At 39.3% G+C, this 15,496-nt stretch carries 16 protein-coding genes; 11 read left to right on the top strand and 5 right to left on the bottom strand.

The window, feature by feature from the left end; genetic code table 11:
• Nucleotides 1-42 precede the first annotated feature (42 nt).
• From pfkA to IA57_RS11775, 3 genes are read left to right on the top strand one after another with little or no spacing between them, the layout of a single operon-like run.
• Nucleotides 43-1,029, top strand: a complete 987-nt coding sequence (gene pfkA / locus IA57_RS11785; RefSeq protein ID WP_036123959.1) for a 6-phosphofructokinase — start codon at nt 43-45, stop codon at nt 1,027-1,029.
• Between the two features lie 14 nt (nt 1,030-1,043).
• On the top strand, nt 1,044-2,045 hold the full coding sequence (gene gap, locus IA57_RS11780) for a type I glyceraldehyde-3-phosphate dehydrogenase (RefSeq protein WP_036123957.1): 1,002 nt from the start codon (nt 1,044-1,046) through the stop codon (nt 2,043-2,045).
• A 55-nt stretch (nt 2,046-2,100) separates the two neighbouring features.
• Nucleotides 2,101-2,961, top strand: a complete 861-nt coding sequence (locus tag IA57_RS11775; protein ID WP_036123954.1) for an N-acetylglucosamine kinase — start codon at nt 2,101-2,103, stop codon at nt 2,959-2,961.
• 36 nt (nt 2,962-2,997) lie between these two features.
• Here IA57_RS11775 and IA57_RS11770 read toward each other — a convergent pair whose 3' ends face one another.
• Nucleotides 2,998-3,381 (bottom strand): Rid family detoxifying hydrolase, encoded by a 384-nt coding sequence (locus IA57_RS11770; RefSeq protein ID WP_036123950.1) that lies wholly within the window; start codon nt 3,379-3,381, stop codon nt 2,998-3,000.
• 12 nt (nt 3,382-3,393) lie between these two features.
• The gene (locus tag IA57_RS11765; protein WP_036123946.1) at nt 3,394-6,153 is read right to left on the bottom strand and encodes a putative LPS assembly protein LptD; all 2,760 of its coding nucleotides are present in this window, start codon (nt 6,151-6,153) and stop codon (nt 3,394-3,396) included.
• An 85-nt stretch (nt 6,154-6,238) separates the two neighbouring features.
• Here IA57_RS11765 and IA57_RS11760 point away from each other — a divergent pair, with 85 nt between their 5' ends.
• Genes IA57_RS11760 through IA57_RS11735 form a run of 6 tightly spaced genes read left to right on the top strand, consistent with a single transcriptional unit; the run spans nt 6,239 to nt 11,486 of the window.
• Nucleotides 6,239-7,351, top strand: a complete 1,113-nt coding sequence (locus IA57_RS11760) for an N-acetylmuramoyl-L-alanine amidase family protein (RefSeq protein ID WP_036123943.1) — start codon at nt 6,239-6,241, stop codon at nt 7,349-7,351.
• Between the two features lie 52 nt (nt 7,352-7,403).
• Entirely contained in the window at nt 7,404-8,354 is a 951-nt protein-coding gene (locus IA57_RS11755; protein ID WP_036123940.1) for an MlaD family protein, read from the top strand.
• 9 nt (nt 8,355-8,363) lie between these two features.
• The gene (locus IA57_RS11750; RefSeq protein ID WP_036123938.1) at nt 8,364-9,677 is read left to right on the top strand and encodes a (Fe-S)-binding protein; all 1,314 of its coding nucleotides are present in this window, start codon (nt 8,364-8,366) and stop codon (nt 9,675-9,677) included.
• A 22-nt stretch (nt 9,678-9,699) separates the two neighbouring features.
• Complete coding sequence (locus IA57_RS11745) at nt 9,700-10,146, top strand: LNS2 domain-containing protein (RefSeq protein ID WP_036123936.1); 447 nt, start codon at nt 9,700-9,702, stop codon at nt 10,144-10,146.
• Between the two features lie 59 nt (nt 10,147-10,205).
• Nucleotides 10,206-10,997: a (Fe-S)-binding protein gene (locus IA57_RS11740; RefSeq protein WP_036123933.1), complete on the top strand. Its 792-nt coding sequence runs from the start codon at nt 10,206-10,208 to the stop codon at nt 10,995-10,997.
• 3 nt (nt 10,998-11,000) lie between these two features.
• Entirely contained in the window at nt 11,001-11,486 is a 486-nt protein-coding gene (locus IA57_RS11735; RefSeq protein ID WP_036123930.1) for a hypothetical protein, read from the top strand.
• A gap of 1 nt (nt 11,487) precedes the next feature.
• Here IA57_RS11735 and IA57_RS11730 read toward each other — a convergent pair whose 3' ends face one another.
• Nucleotides 11,488-11,898: a helix-turn-helix domain-containing protein gene (locus IA57_RS11730; protein ID WP_036123927.1), complete on the bottom strand. Its 411-nt coding sequence runs from the start codon at nt 11,896-11,898 to the stop codon at nt 11,488-11,490.
• A 298-nt stretch (nt 11,899-12,196) separates the two neighbouring features.
• Between IA57_RS11730 and IA57_RS11725 the strand changes: the two genes are divergently transcribed.
• Together IA57_RS11725 and IA57_RS11720 are read left to right on the top strand one after the other, a co-directional pair.
• Nucleotides 12,197-13,345, top strand: a complete 1,149-nt coding sequence (locus IA57_RS11725) for a M14 family metallopeptidase (RefSeq protein ID WP_036123925.1) — start codon at nt 12,197-12,199, stop codon at nt 13,343-13,345.
• A gap of 74 nt (nt 13,346-13,419) precedes the next feature.
• On the top strand, nt 13,420-13,899 hold the full coding sequence (locus tag IA57_RS11720) for an Lrp/AsnC family transcriptional regulator (RefSeq protein ID WP_036123923.1): 480 nt from the start codon (nt 13,420-13,422) through the stop codon (nt 13,897-13,899).
• 63 nt (nt 13,900-13,962) lie between these two features.
• Here IA57_RS11720 and IA57_RS11715 read toward each other — a convergent pair whose 3' ends face one another.
• A complete protein-coding gene (locus IA57_RS11715; protein ID WP_051881059.1) occupies nt 13,963-14,202 on the bottom strand; it encodes a hypothetical protein in 240 nt (79 codons plus the stop codon).
• A gap of 221 nt (nt 14,203-14,423) precedes the next feature.
• Nucleotides 14,424-15,452, bottom strand: a complete 1,029-nt coding sequence (locus IA57_RS11710; protein ID WP_036123921.1) for a formimidoylglutamase — start codon at nt 15,450-15,452, stop codon at nt 14,424-14,426.
• Nucleotides 15,453-15,496 lie beyond the last annotated feature (44 nt).

Here is a 15,496-nt window from a genome sequence, read left to right as displayed (position 1 = left end):
ATTCATTTTCTTTATATAGATTTACGTTGAAAATTGAAATTAATGACAATACCTATAAATAAAATTGCCGTGTTTACATCTGGCGGCGATGCCCCAGGAATGAATGCTGCAATCAGGTCGGTAGTTAGGGCCTGTGCGTATCATAATATTGAATGTCTCGGCATTTACCGGGGGTTTCAAGGCATGATAGAAGGTGATTTTAAGCCCATGGACGCCCGTAGCGTTAAAGGCATTATTAACAAAGGCGGCACGGTTTTAAAATCTGCACGCTCACGTGATTTTTTAAGTCCAGAAGGCCGGGAAAAAGCTTATCAGGAATTAAAAAAAGCCCAAGTAGATGCCTTAATAGCCATTGGGGGCGATGGGACTTTTACCGGAGCCATGGTATTCAACAACACCTATAAAATACCCATTATGGGCATTCCGGGTACTATAGACAACGATATTTTTGGCACTTCGCATACCTTGGGCTACGATACGGCACTAAATACGGTTGTAGAGGCCATTGATAAAATTCGAGATACGGCAAGTTCGCACAACCGCTTATTTTTTGTTGAGGTTATGGGGCGCGATGCCGGGCATATTGCCCTAAACGCGGGTGTAGGAGCAGGAGCAGAGGAGATTTTAATCCCTGAAGAAGACCTAGGTTTGGAGCGGCTTTTAGAGTCGTTAAGGCGAAGCAAGCAATCGGGAAAATCCTCAAGCATTGTTGTGGTTGCCGAAGGCGATAAAATAGGGAAGAATGTCTTTGAATTAAAGGACTATGTTGAAGAAAACATGCTGGAATACGATGTGCGAGTGTCTGTTTTAGGGCACATGCAGCGCGGTGGTTCGCCTTCGTGTTTCGATAGGGTTTTGGCCAGCCGTATGGGGGTTAAAGCAGTTGAAAGCCTTTTAGAAGGGAAAACCAATTTTATGGTAGGCCTACAAAACGATAAAATGGCGCTTACCCCTCTGGAGAATGCCGTAAAAGGGCAATCGAAAATAAATATGGAATTACTACGTGTGTCTGATATTATGACCACTTAAAAAATATTAAAAATATGGCGATATTAAAATTAGGAATTAACGGCTTTGGAAGAATAGGCCGATTGGTCTTTAGAGCGACCATTAACAGGCCAGATGTGGAGGTTGTTGCTATTAACGATTTGCTGGATGTTGACCATTTAGCGTATTTGTTGGAGTACGACTCTGTACATGGTAAGTTTAATGGCAGCATTGTGGTGAAAGATGGTAACTTGGTGGTTAATGGCAAAACTGTAAGAGTTACTGCCGAGAGAGAGCCTAAAGCCTTAAAATGGGATGCTGTGGAGGTAGATGTGGTTGCCGATTGTACTGGGATTTTTAAAACCGTAGACACCGCGAAGCAACACATTGCTGCCGGTGCAAAAAAAGTAGTTATTTCGGCGCCTAGCAAAGATGCTCCTATGTTTGTTATGGGGGTAAACCACCAGGAGGTTAAAGCTTCAGATACAATTGTTTCTAACGCCTCGTGTACTACCAATTGCCTGGCACCAATAGCTAAGGTTTTAGACGATAATTTTGGCATAGATGAAGCCTTAATGACAACCATTCACGCTACGACATCCTCGCAGTTTACGGTCGATTCTCCTTCTAGAAAAAACTACCGCTTAGGGCGTTCGGCCATGGTAAATATTATTCCAACCACCACAGGAGCGGCTAAAGCCGTAGGGAAGGTAATTCCTAAATTAGATGGAAAACTTACCGGAATGGCCTTTCGCGTACCAACAGCCGATGTATCGGTGGTAGACCTTACCGTACGTTTGCTAAAAGATACATCTTACCAAGCCATTAAAGCAGCTTTTAAAACCGCTTCAGAAGGAGCGTTAAAAGGCATTCTAGGATATACCGATCAAGCTGTGGTGTCTCAGGACTTTGTAAGCGACCCCCGAATAAGCATTTTTGATGCTGAAGCAGGAATTGAGCTTAGTCCGAAATTTTATAAAATAGTCGCCTGGTACGACAATGAGTTTGGATATTCTAATAAATTGGTTGATTTGGCGGTGCACATTCACCAGCTGTAAATAACGACAATACCAGCTGCTAGTACAACGAAACGACAGCTACATTACTTTTTTCATGATATTAATTGCCGATAGCGGATCTACCAAGTGCGACTGGATACCAGTTGATAAAACGGGTGCCCAAGTTTTAGAGAAAATCACAACCAAAGGCCTTAATCCAGCCATTCTAGACCGCGATACGTTAAAACAACGAATTTTTGAGAGTCCGGCACTTGCCGATTGTAAAGATGCCGTAACCCTCCTTTATTTTTATGGTGCTGGTTGTGGCACCGCCACACCTAAGCAAATGCTTAAGGAGGTGTTGCTAGACGTGTTTAAGGCAGCGCATATTGAGGTGGAAGAAGATACCATGGCAGCTGTAAGAGCCACTATAAATACTCCGTTTGAGGCCGCAGTGGTCTGTATTTTAGGAACAGGATCCAATTGCAGTTATTACAACGGAAAAACGCTTTTCCAGAATGTAGAATCGTTAGGCTATTCTGTTATGGACGATGCTAGTGGAAACTACTTTGGCCGCGCGCTTATAAGGGGGTATTATTTTAACCACATGCCAGAAAATATCAAAGCAGCCTTCGAAAGCCAATATAATTTAGATGCCGATTACCTTAAGTACCAGTTATATAAACAACCCAACCCTAATGCTTTTTTAGCGGGTTTTGCAGAGTTTTTAGTTTTAAATAAAACTTCGGAGTATATGCAAGGTTTGATTAATGATGGGCTACGGTTATTTTTTGAAAACTTGGTTATGCAATATAAAAAGGAGCTTGAGGACGTGCCGCTGCATTTCGTTGGCTCGATAGCGTTTTATATCCAAGATGATATTAAAGCTATGGCCAAGGAATTTGGGTTTAAAACAGGTAATTTTGAACGCCGCCCAATAGACGGGTTGGTAAAATTCCACACATCACAACTGTAAGCGGTCCTATTTTAGCTAAAACACCCCCTCTTTGCACTACCCATTGGTAGCCATAACACTTATTTCTACATTAACAAATTTAGGCAGGTTGGCCACTTCTACCGTTTCTCTGGCAGGGGCAATGCTTTCGTTAAAATAGGTGGCATAAACCTCGTTAACTTGACTAAAGTTGTGCATATCGCTAACAAAAATAGTTGCTTTAAACACATCGTCAAACGTCATGCCTGCTGCTGTTAAAACCGCTTTTAAGTTTTCCATAACCTGTTGGGTTTCGGTTTTGATGTCTTCGGTAATTAGCACTCCGGTACTGGGGTTTATGGCAATTTGTCCAGAGGTATACAATATGCCGTTAACAAGTACAGCTTGGTTGTAAGGGCCTATTGGTGCTGGGGCATTTGGTGTTGTAATAATACGTTTCATGACTATAGCGGATTACAATTGTTGGTCTGGTTGACGACGCTTATCGTATTTAATGTCTTTTAATAAGTTGGATTTAATACCTATAAAAAAGTACCATGAGCTTCTAGCGCTAAAGGGCACCCAGTTAAAGCTCATGCGCCAGCTTAACAAGTCGCGTTCAAAGCGCAGTTGGGTATAGGTAAAGCCTTGGTTTTTAAAGTCGTAACCAGAGGATGCGCCTACGGTCCATCTTGGCGAAAGTTCGACATCGCCAGAAAACATAAGCGAGTGCGAAGAGACTTCATTTTGCCTAGCCGTATTGTTGTAGTTTAGGGCATAAGCCAACCGGAGGCTCCACGGGATTGGGGAGCTGTAAAGCTCGCTTGGTTTTTCGTCTTCCTCATCATCTTCTTCATCTTCGTAATAGGTTTGGTCGGCAAAATCTTGGGCGCGGCCAAATAAATCGTCTGCCCGACCACCACTACGCAAGTTTTCCTGCACCGACCTATCGCTTTGCCCACCATCGAAAGTGGTGTTGGATAGGGTGTAGTTCATGGTAAGATTAGCACTGCTTAACCTAAACAAGCTTCCGCCGTTGTCAACATTCCATTTGTCTATTTTGCGGTTGTTGTTATCAAGAGCATAAGGATCTAAGGTGGCGCCAAAGTTTATGCTCATTTTGTTGTTTAAGATTTGGGTGCTTCCAGAAACCCTTAGAGGTTGCCATTTTACCGAATCGGCGGCAAAATTATAACTGGTTGAGAAATTAAGGTTGTCTAAAATCTTAATTTTCTTTGGTTCGGTGGCTGTAGAGTCCTTGTCGCGCACTTTTGCTTCTATGTTATTGCCTAAAGCAAAGGCCATCGAGCTAGAAAAGCGGTTGTTGGGGCTTCCAAAGATGCTGTTTTCAAACCTTGTATATTCTTCAGAAGTTGTTGTGCCATCGGCATCTATCACCTCATAAGTGTCGTAATACTGGTCGAAAGCGGGGTTAATGTTATAGCTTATAGACGGCCTCATAACATGCCGTATGGCCTTTATTTTTCTATCCTCGCCTTCTTTTTCGAAGTTAAACATACCGTAAAGGGTCGTTCCTAAACTGGCACTAAAATTATAGGTTCTAAAGCTATCGAACCCATTGTTTTCGGTCTCGACAACCATTTGGTTTTGGGTGTCGTACGATTGCCTAACGGTTTTAAATACCCAGTTTTCTTCAAAGTTGGTGCTCGCGCTAACACTAAAGTATTTAAACACCTTAAAATTGGTGCTAAGCGGAATGCTGTGCTTAATGCCGTTTTTAGCATCGTCCCACATTTCTTTTTTAAAGAAAAGCGAATCGGAGGTTTGAATGCGGTTCTCTGCTCTTAAGTTGTATTGAAAGTTAATGTTTTGAATGATGCCTTTTTTAGTCCCCGATTTTGATGCAAAAGGAAACACCCTGCTCATGCTTGCCTGTACTGTAGGTAGGGTCATGCTAATGGACTCGGTGTTGGTGTTTTGCGAGTGGGTGGCTGTAACACTCGCGTTTATTTGTGGTTCGCCTTGAAAGGTTTTGGAGTACGATACAGACGAGGCCATGGTGTTGTTTAAAAAGCTAGGGGTGTTTACCTGGTTTAAGGACGATTTGTAATACTTACTACTACCCAAGTTTACCGAGGCCGAAAACCTAGAATTAGGACTTGCCTTGGAGTCTTGCATATGCGACCACCTAATGTTGTAAATGTTTGATTTGCCATAATTAGGGAAGCCACGTTCGCTCGTAATTAAACTTTCGTACCTAAACCCTAAATTGCCAGAATAGCGGTAACGCTTGGCATAGTTGCTTTCTAGCCTAAGACCATAACTGCCGTTGGTATAATAATCGCCCAAAACGGCCAGATCTAAATAATCGCTAATCGCAAAATAATACCCCCCATTTTGTAAAAAATAACCCCGTTCGCTTTGCTCGCCAAAACTAGGGATTAAAACGCCGGAGGTATGTTTGTCCGTCAACGGGAAAAAACCAAATGGTAACCCAATTGGGGTTGGTACATCGGCAATGACCATATTGGTCGGGCCCACAACAATTTTCTTTTTTGGGACAAGTTTAATTTTATTGGCTTGAAAGTAATACTCGGGGTTGTCAATATCCTTAGAAGTGGTAAACCGTCCTTTATATAAAAAGATAACCGAATCGTTTTCCTTTTTGGTAATGGGGGCGTGTATGTTCATGCCTTGCTGTTCGGTTTTGGAGTTGAACACCAAAGCCTTTTCGGTTTTAATATTGAACCGTATGGAGTCTGGTTCTACAATATTTTCGCCTTGTTTAAAAACGGGGCGCTGTGAGTACTCGCCCAAGGAGTCTTTAATTCGTCCGGCATACACCTCGTCTTTCCCGTAGTCTATAACAATCACCCCTGCTTTTAGCTCCATGTCCTCGTAGTATACTTCGGCATTGTTATACAGGTACACTTTTTGCTCTTTAACATTAAAGTAGTTAGAGTCTTGGGCTTTGTAGGTTACCTCTCCGGTAAGGTATTCTGTCTTGGTTTTTACCGAATCTTGGGTTGTTGTATCTTGTGCAATCTCTTGGGCTTTCACTTCAGAGAAACGGTCGACCTTTAAATTTATGCTGTCGTTTTTTTCTTGGGCATTTGCCTTAATCTGCCCGCCTTGTTTAGGGAGGTCTTGCGCCAAACAAAAAGTGTTAATAAACACGGTAAAACTTAAGGCAAAAAGTATGTTGAAGTAGTTTGTACGCAATGCTTTTAAATGTATTTTTGTAAAAGTATGGCTCGGTTTTTGAATTGCCAAAATTACATATATTTTTTGTGATTAAATTAATATTCACATTTTTTTGAATATAAAATAAACCGTGACTAAAGTTGTTATAATTTACATGAAAACGCACCGTAGAATATTTTTCGTATTATTTTTTTTAACCTTAACGTTTTTTTATGCCCCTCAAGCGATTTCGCAAACAGCAGCCAATAAGTTTGTTGTTGTATTAGATGCCGGGCACGGGGGTAAAGACCCTGGTAAACACTCTAAGTATGGATATAAAGAAAAACACATTGCTCTGGATATTGTTTTGCAAGTGGGGAAGATGTTAGAGAAAAACCCAGATATTAAAGTGGTTTACACGCGAAAAACCGATGTTTTTGTCGATCTTTTTAAAAGAGGGAAAATCGCCAACGAGGCCAAAGCCGATTTGTTTGTCTCGGTGCATTGCAATGCACACAATTCGCAAGCGTATGGCTCTGAGACATTTGTGTTGGGAATTCATAGAAACGAAACAAACTTTAATGTGGCCAAGGCTGAAAATGAGGTGATTTATCTAGAAGAGGATTACGAACAAAACTACAAAGGGTTCGATCCTAATTCTCCAGACTCTTTTATTGGGTTAACGTTAATGCAAGAGGAGTATTTGGACCAAAGTATTTTGCTAGCCAGCTTCATACAAGAGAATTTCACCAACAAGTTAAAACGAAAAAATAGAGGTGTAAAACAAGCCGGGTTTATTGTGTTGCACCAAACCATTATGCCTAGCGTGCTTATCGAAACCGGGTTTATTACCAATAAGAACGAAGGCGCATATTTGCACTCTAATAAAGGAAAAACCGAGGTGTCGTCTGCCATAAAAGAAGCCATTTTAAATTATAAAGAGGCCATTTTTCAAAAGGATGGCGATTTTACAGTTGGTACTCCTGCAAACGAATCAAAAGCAGACACGGCCGAAGTATACCCTAATATAGTGTTTAAGGTGCAAATCGCAGCCAGCTCGAAAGCATTGGAGCTCAAGCCTTATAATTTTAAGGGGTTAAGCGATGTTTCTAGAGATAAGATAAACGGCCTGTACAAATATTATTACGGGCACACCTCTAACTATACCAAGGTGCAGGAATTGCAAGAGCAGGCAAAATCAAAGGGTTACAACTCCAGTTTTATAGTTGCGTTTAAAGCAGGCCAACAGATAACTTTAGAAGAAGCCTTAAAATCCCATGTAAATTAGAAAGTTCTTAAAATTTATTTCTAATTTTGTTTTGAAACCAAACCACTTTACTTTGAAAGTATCCAGAGAAATTAAAACTGCCATATTAGTCATTCTAGGAATTGTCCTCTTTATTTTTGGGTTTAATTATTTAAAAGGAAAAGATTTATTCGAAACATCCAATACGTTTTATACCGAATTCGAGTACAACGCATTGTCATCCTCATCGCCTATAACCATTAAAGGCAATAATGTTGGTAAAATAAAAGACATTGTTTACGATTTTAAAACGGGGAAAACCCGCGTGTCGTTTACGGTTGACGATAAGCTTAAGTTTTCTAAAAATAGCAGAATACGGTTGTACGAACTGGGACTGCTAGGCGAAAATGGCATGGCTATTATTCCGGCAGACGATGGGGCGCCCTTTGCAAAAGATGGCGACATTCTTCAGTCTGAAGTAGAAGAAGGCCTTATTAAAAGCCTGTCCAGTAACTTTTCTGGCTTAAGCTCTGGTTTAGACAATACCTTGCGGTCTGCAGATTCTCTTTTAATTAATATTAATACGCTGGTAGAAGACGATACCGAAACCGGACTTAAGTACGCCATAAAAGAATTAAACGCCACCTTGACATCGTTTAAATCTTTGTCGTATTCGGTTAATACATTAGTGAAAAAGAATGACGACAGTTTAACGGCCTTAATTAGTAATTTCAATACAATAAGTAAGGATTTGGCTGTGCTTTCCAATGATCTAAAAACGGTTGAAATTTCTAAAACCGTTAAAAACCTAGACGATACCTTAAATAGTTTAAACACAGTACTTGCTGCTATAGAAGACGGGCAAGGCACTATGGGTAAATTAATGAAAGACGATAAACTTTACCACAATCTGGAAGTTGCTTCCATGCAATTAAAAGATCTATTACAGGATGTTAAGCTAAATCCAAAACGTTACATCAACGTATCGGTGTTTGGTGGCAAGAACAAAGAAGGGTATACAAAACCACAAGACGAAAGGCAATAATTTTACACTATGAATATAATACCGAACATACTTTTTGCAGCAGCCTTAATTTTGGGTATTGGCTACTTTGCCAGAAACGTAAAAAAACTTGTACGCAACATAAAGTTAGGAAAAGATGTTGATGTAAGCGACCATAAAGAGCAACGTTGGAAAAATATGGTTAGAATCGCCTTAGGACAAGGCAAAATGACCCGACGTCCAGTTGCAGGAATACTTCATGTAATTGTTTATATTGGGTTTATAATCATAAACATAGAGGTTTTAGAGATTATCATCGACGGCCTTTTTGGTACCCACCGTATTTTTAAATCCCTAGGCAGTGTTTACGGCGTTTTAATTGGTGCTTTTGAAGTCTTAGCCTTATTGGTTTTTGTGTCGGTGGTTATTTTCTGGATACGAAGAAACATCATAAAACTAAGCCGTTTTTGGAAAGCTGAAATGACCAGCTGGCCTAAAAACGACGGAAATTTTATCCTGTATTTCGAAATGGTTTTAATGGCGTTATTCTTAATAATGAATGCCACAGATGTTGTATTTCAGGATATGAATTCCGGAAACGTCATCAGTCAATATATAGCGCCTTGGTTTAGTGGGGTTTCAGAAGGGACGTTGCACCTTATAGAGCGAAGTGCCTGGTGGTTACATATTTTAGGTATACTGGTGTTTTTAAATTATTTGTACTACTCAAAGCATTTACATATTCTACTAGCATTTCCAAATACTTATTTTGGTAAGGTTAACCCCAAAGGACAATTAAACAACCTGCAAGCGGTTACCGATGAAGTTAAAATGATGATGGACCCTAATGTCGATCCTTTTGCAGCACCAGAAGAAACAGGAGCAGAGAGCGACGTTCCAGATAAATTTGGCGCTAGCGATGTTCAGGATTTAAATTGGGTGCAACTGCTTAATGCATACACCTGTACCGAATGTGGTCGTTGTACAAGTGAATGTCCCGCTAATCAAACAGGAAAAAAATTATCGCCACGTAAAATCATGATGGATACTAGGGATCGCCTAGAGGAAGTTGGTAAAAACATCGACGCCAATAACGGGGTGTTTAAAGATGATGGTAAACAATTGTTGGGCGACTACATTACCAACGAAGAGCTTTGGGCTTGTACAACGTGTAACGCTTGTGTAGAAGCCTGTCCGGTGAGTATCGATCCGCTTTCAATCATCATCGATATGCGTCGTTATTTGGTTATGGAGCAAAGTGCTGCGCCAATGGAGTTAAACAACATGATGAGTAATATAGAAAACAATGGGGCGCCATGGCCGTACAATCAAATGGACCGTCTTAATTGGAAAGATGAAAATTAAACGCTAGAATTCAGCAAAAACTATGAAAAGGGAAGACGCCGATAAAATGTTGCACGACAAGGTAGAAGCAGGAGAGAAAGTGAGCCCTGTTTTACCAGAAGGCATAAAAAACTATTTAATCGATATAGATGGCACCATAACAGAGGATGTTCCAAATGAGGAGCCCGAGCGTATGGTAACATGTAAGCCTTTTCCCGATGCGTTGGAAACCTGCAACAAATGGTACGACGAAGGACATATGATATGTTTCTTCACATCCAGAACGGAAGACCATCGCGAGGTTACTGAAACATGGCTGAACACTCACGGGTTTAAATACCACAGCTTGCTTATGGGGAAACCGCGTGGCGGCAATTACCATTGGATAGATAATCATTTGGTAAAAGCGACAAGATATAAAGGTAAGTTTACCGATTTAGTTGAAAAGAATGTCACCATCCAAGTATTTGATGATGGCGACCAGAATTAATAAATAAAATAATGCCCTGTTTTTTCAGGACAACATTATAAGATAAAAACGTATGTATTATGAGCCAGTCACTTAAGGTGCCCACTATGGCAGAATGTATGGCAGAAGGCAGACAGCCGGAAATTCTTTTTTGGGTAGGATCTGCAGGTAGCTACGACGATAGAGCGAAGAAAATTACCCGTGCTTTCGTAAAAATATTAAACAAAGCCAATGTAGACTTTGCGGTTTTAGGAACCGAGGAGAGCTGCACGGGCGATGTGGCAAAACGCGCAGGAAACGAATTTTTGTTTCAAATGCAAGCCATGACAAACATCGAAATACTTAATGCTTACGAAGTAAAACGTATAGTAACCGCCTGCCCGCACTCCTACAACACCTTAAAAAACGAATACCCACAGCTAGGTGGTAACTACCAAGTGCAGCACCATACCCAATTTATAGAAGAATTGATAAATGATGGGAAACTAGAGGTAGGCAATACAGCTTTTAAAGGCAAGCGTGTTACATTTCACGACCCTTGCTATTTAGGGCGTGCCAACGAGGTTTACGAAGCTCCAAGAACACTGCTTAGACGTTTAGGTGTTGATCTTGTTGAGATGAAACGCCATAAACGAACGGCTTTATGTTGCGGCGCGGGAGGGGCGCAAATGTTTAAAGAGCCCGAAAAAGGTGATAAGGATGTTAATGTGCTGCGAACCGAAGATGCTTTAAAAACCAAGCCAGATGTAATCGCAACAGGATGCCCTTACTGCAACACCATGATGACCGACGGCGTGAAAGCTAAAGAACAAGAAAATAACATCCAGGTTTTTGATGTTGTTGAATTAATTGCGAATGCTGAAAATTTATAGAAGATGCTAGTAGATTTTGATGCCCTACCAGAAGAGTCTAGGGTTTGGGTGTACCAATCCAACAGATCCTTTACCGAGGATGAATTAGTTGAATTAAAAGACAAATTAAATACGTTTCTTGAAAATTGGACCGCTCATGGCAGTGATTTGCAAGCTGGATACGATGTTGTTTATAAGCGATTTATCGTTATAGGCTTAAACCAAAACATGAATAATGCAACGGGGTGCTCTATTGATGCTTCGGTTCATTTTATTCAGCAATTGGAAAAGGAGTACAATGTCGATTTAATGGATAAAATGAATGTTTCTTATAGGCAAGGGGAATTTATTGCGTACAAGCCATTAATAGACTTTAGGAAAATGGCCAAAGATCGTGCGGTTTCTAAAAATACCATTGTTTTTAACAACTTGGTGACTAACATAGCTGAATTTAAAGAAAACTGGGAAGTTCCAGCCTCTGAAAGCTGGCACAGTAGATTTTTAAATTAATTCACGACAGGCTTTCGTCGCTTAAATAGCTTTTAAAGCTACCGTCGTTATAAAATATTACAATGCGCTCAATGGTTTTGCCTTTGGGCGCATTTTTTATTTGTGAAAACAAATTTGGTGCATCTTCTTTGGTTGCCGTATTTGTTGCTGCTGGCGTTGGGGGTAATGTTTCTTCGTGGGTAGGCGACTGCGGGAACGTTCCTTTACCATTTAACAACCAGTAGAGCCCAACTTCTGGGTAGGCGTCTAGTATTTTCATAATGAAATCTAAACTGGGTTTGTTTCTTCCAGAGATAATGTGGGAGATGCTTGAACGCTGCACGCCAATTTTTTCAGCAAAAGACGAAGCGCTTTCACTGTAATAATCTATGATTTGCTGTAGTCGATTAACAAATGCTTTGTTGTTTATCATTGTAAACAAAGTGTAAAAAAGTTATATGTTACAAATGTAACAAAAGAGGGTGAGATCACCAAATAACGGGTGTTAAATGACTAGAACACCTAAATAATTACTTTAACCATAAACACATAACTTATTGAAATAGATGTTTTTATATAATTAATATAAATTTATTCAATACCTTAATTTTAAAGGTGTTATCAATACTTAAGTTTGTTTATAAATGTAATCACATTATCAAATTCAAATCGTTTACAATTGTGAAATAATATATCTTTACATTTGTAAAAAACTGTTTATAAAAAAAGACATGTGTGCATTTAACCAGACTGATTACATTAAGGTAAGAGAGAAGTCCTTATATGGACGTTACATTACTAACAACCATATTGAAGCAGTTGTTAATGGCTTAGGGGAAAAGTTTACAGTAACAGAGCTTGGAAGATCGGTTTTAAACAACCCCATACAGGCTATTACCGTTGGACGTGGTGACAAGCGAATTTTAATGTGGTCGCAAATGCATGGTAACGAGAGCACGACAACTAAAGCTGTTTTCGACTTTTTAAACCTTCTTTCTAATGCAGGCCATGCGTTGGCCAATACAATACTAGATAACTGCACAATAAGCATTATACCCATTTTAAATCCAGATGGCGCTGAGCGTTACACGCGATTTAATGCCAATAATGTAGATTTAAACCGCGATGCCAGTGCGTTGACCCAACCGGAAAGCAAGCTGCTTAGCGATTATTTTAAAGCGTTTAAGCCGCATTTTTGTTTTAATCTTCACGGTCAACGAACCATATTTGGCGCTGGTAAAGAAAATAAGTCTGCAACAGTATCGTTTTTATCACCTTCGCAAGACAAAAATAGAAGTCTTACTCTGACAAGAAAAAAGGCGATGGAGATTATTGTGGCCATGTACACGGCGCTGCAAACCGATATTCCGGAGCAAATAGGTATTTATGATGATGGTTTTAATATTAATTGTGTCGGGGATTTGTTTCAATCTTTAGGTGTGCCAACGGTTTTGTTCGAAGCTGGACATTATAGTAACGACTACCAGAGGGAGCAGGTGCGGTTTTTTATATGCAAAGCTATAGTGGCCGCTGTTTGTTATATATCTAAACATGCCGTAGATGGCGAGGCTTATGAGCGTTATTTGGAAATTCCGCAAAACGAAAAGACTTTTTTCGATATTATTGTTAGGCGTGCGAAATTAAGTGCTAGCGACGATATCGTGTGCGATGTGGCCATACAATATGAAGAAGAATTAAAGGCTAATGAAGTGGTTTTTATACCAATAGTCAAACAAATAGGGGGGGTAGATGGGTATTTTGGTCATTTGGAGCTCGATGCTCAAGAAAAATTAGTGCATAATGGTGAAAAAAAGGGATTAAAAGTTGGATTTGAATGTAATTTTATTATGATTGGGAATGAGAAATATTCATTAAAATAAACATAAACTTAAAAAATAATGCATAATGTTCAACAACAATGTATTATTTTTGCCTTTTATTTAATAAAAACTATATGGCAAAATTTAAGTTAGACGAAATCGATCATCAGATTTTAGACATGTTAATTGATAATACCAGAGTGCCTTTTACCGATATTGCAAAGAAATTGGTAATATCTGCTGGAACCGTACATGTTAGGGTTAAGAAAATGGAGGAAGCGGGCATTATTAAAGGCTCTTCCTTAACATTGGATTATAAAAAACTGGGGTATTCCTTTATTGCTTATGTTGGGGTTTTCCTTCAAAAAACTTCTCAAACCAAATTTGTTTTGGAACGCATAAACGAAATTCCTTTTGTTACGGTAGCCCATGTTACCACAGGGAAGTTTAATATTTTCTGTAAAATTAGAGCAAAAAATACCGAACACGCTAAAGATGTTATTTTCAAGTTAGACGATATAGAAGGCGTGTACCGCACCGAAACAATGATTTCCTTAGAGGAAAGCATTAACGATAAAAAGCGTTTAATGCACTCTATTTTTAACGAGTTGTAGTTGTTAAAAACACAAGCAATAAAAAAACAGCCTGATTTAATTCTCAGGCTTTTTTTTATGTTGTTATTCGTATAAATGGCCGTCTGTAAAATCTTTATAGGCCTTATCAGATTCGTCGTCGTTTAATGCGCTAATTTCATTCAGTCTATCGTTTTCCTTTCGGAGTTTGTACGATTTTTTAATACCTAAAATCAATAGGATTAAAAAGAAAAAAGTAGAAATTAATAGAATTGTAATGATTTGCACTTCGGAAATTAAAGTCACCGAAAGATGGTAGGGTATAAGGGCGGTTTTGGTTAACATTGTAGATTGGAATTGAATTAATAGCTAACCCAAATATACTACTTTTTATTTAGTAACAAACTTAAAATGAAATGTTTGTTTTTTTATTAAGCGGTTGTAGGCTTCATTTTGACCCATATAAAAAACCAGTATTTCCTCGTTTTTTGGGGTAAATATAGAGCGAGAATTATTTAAGAAAAGCGAAACGTCTTCCTTTAAAAAAAAGCAATTTGTGGTGGAAATTAATCTGCAGCTTTTTCGTGTGCTTTTATAAAATCTGTAATGAAGCTGGTAATGAGTTTTCCTATTTGCGATTCGTTTTTAGAAGTAGGGGCGGCTTCGCATATATGAAGATACGCAACCTTGGGGTTGGTTGCAAAGGCGTGAATAAACCTTCGGGCTTCTGCTACACTAAACCCAGTAGGGCTCATGGCGCTGCTGGTAATGTTTTTTATGGCATCGCAATCCAGTTCAATTCCAAAAAAGTCGTCACAAACATGTGTTTTGGCGCGTTTTATTTCGGTACTAAATTCCAATTCCTCTCTAACGGCAATGGCCTCGTAGGTGTTGTAGGCGATGTTGTCGTTATTGTTCATGGTGTCAAAAATTTGATCGGAAGTGTAATTTTCATGAAGCCCAAAAACAAAGTATTTGTTTAAAAATCCTTCAGAGGTGGCGTAACTAAAGCCATTGCCGCTATGTCTGCCTTCTTCCTTTCTGTAATCGGTATGCGCATCAAAATTAACGGCATTAATGCTTCGGTTTAAGGCTAGTGAAGTCCCTTTAATGTTGCCATAAGCATTATTGTGACCGCCACCAATAATAATCGGAATTTTCCCCGCTTTGACTATGGTGTAAACAAGCTGCGAAACGCGCTTGTCTATTTCGGCGACCAAGGTTCTTGCTTTGGCAATGTCTTTCTTCTTACTGCGATCTAATTTTGCTAGTTTTTTAAGCTCGCTTTCAAAGTCTAAATAACCCAAAATAAGGACTTTGCTGGCCTGTGTAAACACGTTGCTCTGTATGTTTAACAAGCTTTTAAGAGTGGCATTAAAAGCTTTGTGAGTTCCTGTGTTTCCTAGATTTGCAAACACGCCAACATCTTCTGGTAAACCAATTATTACATACTTGACATCTAAATGGTTAATGCTCTCGTATATATTGGAAATGTCGTTCAACATCATAACGTGTTCCCCAAATTTTACCTCGGCAGCACGTTTGTTTAAAAATTGTTTTTTTGTAGCATTGTTGAATAAAACTAATCGATTCATGTAGTAAATTGCTTTGCGAGCTTAAAATTACATTTAATTAATTA

This window comes from Mangrovimonas yunxiaonensis (genome assembly GCF_000733475.1).
Lineage (GTDB): Bacteria > Bacteroidota > Bacteroidia > Flavobacteriales > Flavobacteriaceae > Mangrovimonas > Mangrovimonas yunxiaonensis.
The sequence above is the reverse complement of the archived record's forward strand: the minus strand, read 5'-3'. Positions and strand labels throughout refer to the sequence as shown.

Coding starts and splice junctions, on each gene's coding strand:
- pfkA (WP_036123959.1), top strand. CDS start 43: ATGACAATACCTATAAATAAAATTGCCGTGTTTACATCTGGCGGCGAT.
- gap (WP_036123957.1), top strand. CDS start 1,044: ATGGCGATATTAAAATTAGGAATTAACGGCTTTGGAAGAATAGGCCGA.
- IA57_RS11775 (WP_036123954.1), top strand. CDS start 2,101: ATGATATTAATTGCCGATAGCGGATCTACCAAGTGCGACTGGATACCA.
- IA57_RS11770 (WP_036123950.1), bottom strand. CDS start 3,381: ATGAAACGTATTATTACAACACCAAATGCCCCAGCACCAATAGGCCCT.
- IA57_RS11760 (WP_036123943.1), top strand. CDS start 6,239: ATGAAAACGCACCGTAGAATATTTTTCGTATTATTTTTTTTAACCTTA.
- IA57_RS11750 (WP_036123938.1), top strand. CDS start 8,364: ATGAATATAATACCGAACATACTTTTTGCAGCAGCCTTAATTTTGGGT.
- IA57_RS11745 (WP_036123936.1), top strand. CDS start 9,700: ATGAAAAGGGAAGACGCCGATAAAATGTTGCACGACAAGGTAGAAGCA.
- IA57_RS11740 (WP_036123933.1), top strand. CDS start 10,206: ATGAGCCAGTCACTTAAGGTGCCCACTATGGCAGAATGTATGGCAGAA.
- IA57_RS11735 (WP_036123930.1), top strand. CDS start 11,001: ATGCTAGTAGATTTTGATGCCCTACCAGAAGAGTCTAGGGTTTGGGTG.
- IA57_RS11730 (WP_036123927.1), bottom strand. CDS start 11,898: ATGATAAACAACAAAGCATTTGTTAATCGACTACAGCAAATCATAGAT.
- IA57_RS11725 (WP_036123925.1), top strand. CDS start 12,197: ATGTGTGCATTTAACCAGACTGATTACATTAAGGTAAGAGAGAAGTCC.
- IA57_RS11720 (WP_036123923.1), top strand. CDS start 13,420: ATGGCAAAATTTAAGTTAGACGAAATCGATCATCAGATTTTAGACATG.
- IA57_RS11715 (WP_051881059.1), bottom strand. CDS start 14,202: ATGTTAACCAAAACCGCCCTTATACCCTACCATCTTTCGGTGACTTTA.
- IA57_RS11710 (WP_036123921.1), bottom strand. CDS start 15,452: ATGAATCGATTAGTTTTATTCAACAATGCTACAAAAAAACAATTTTTA.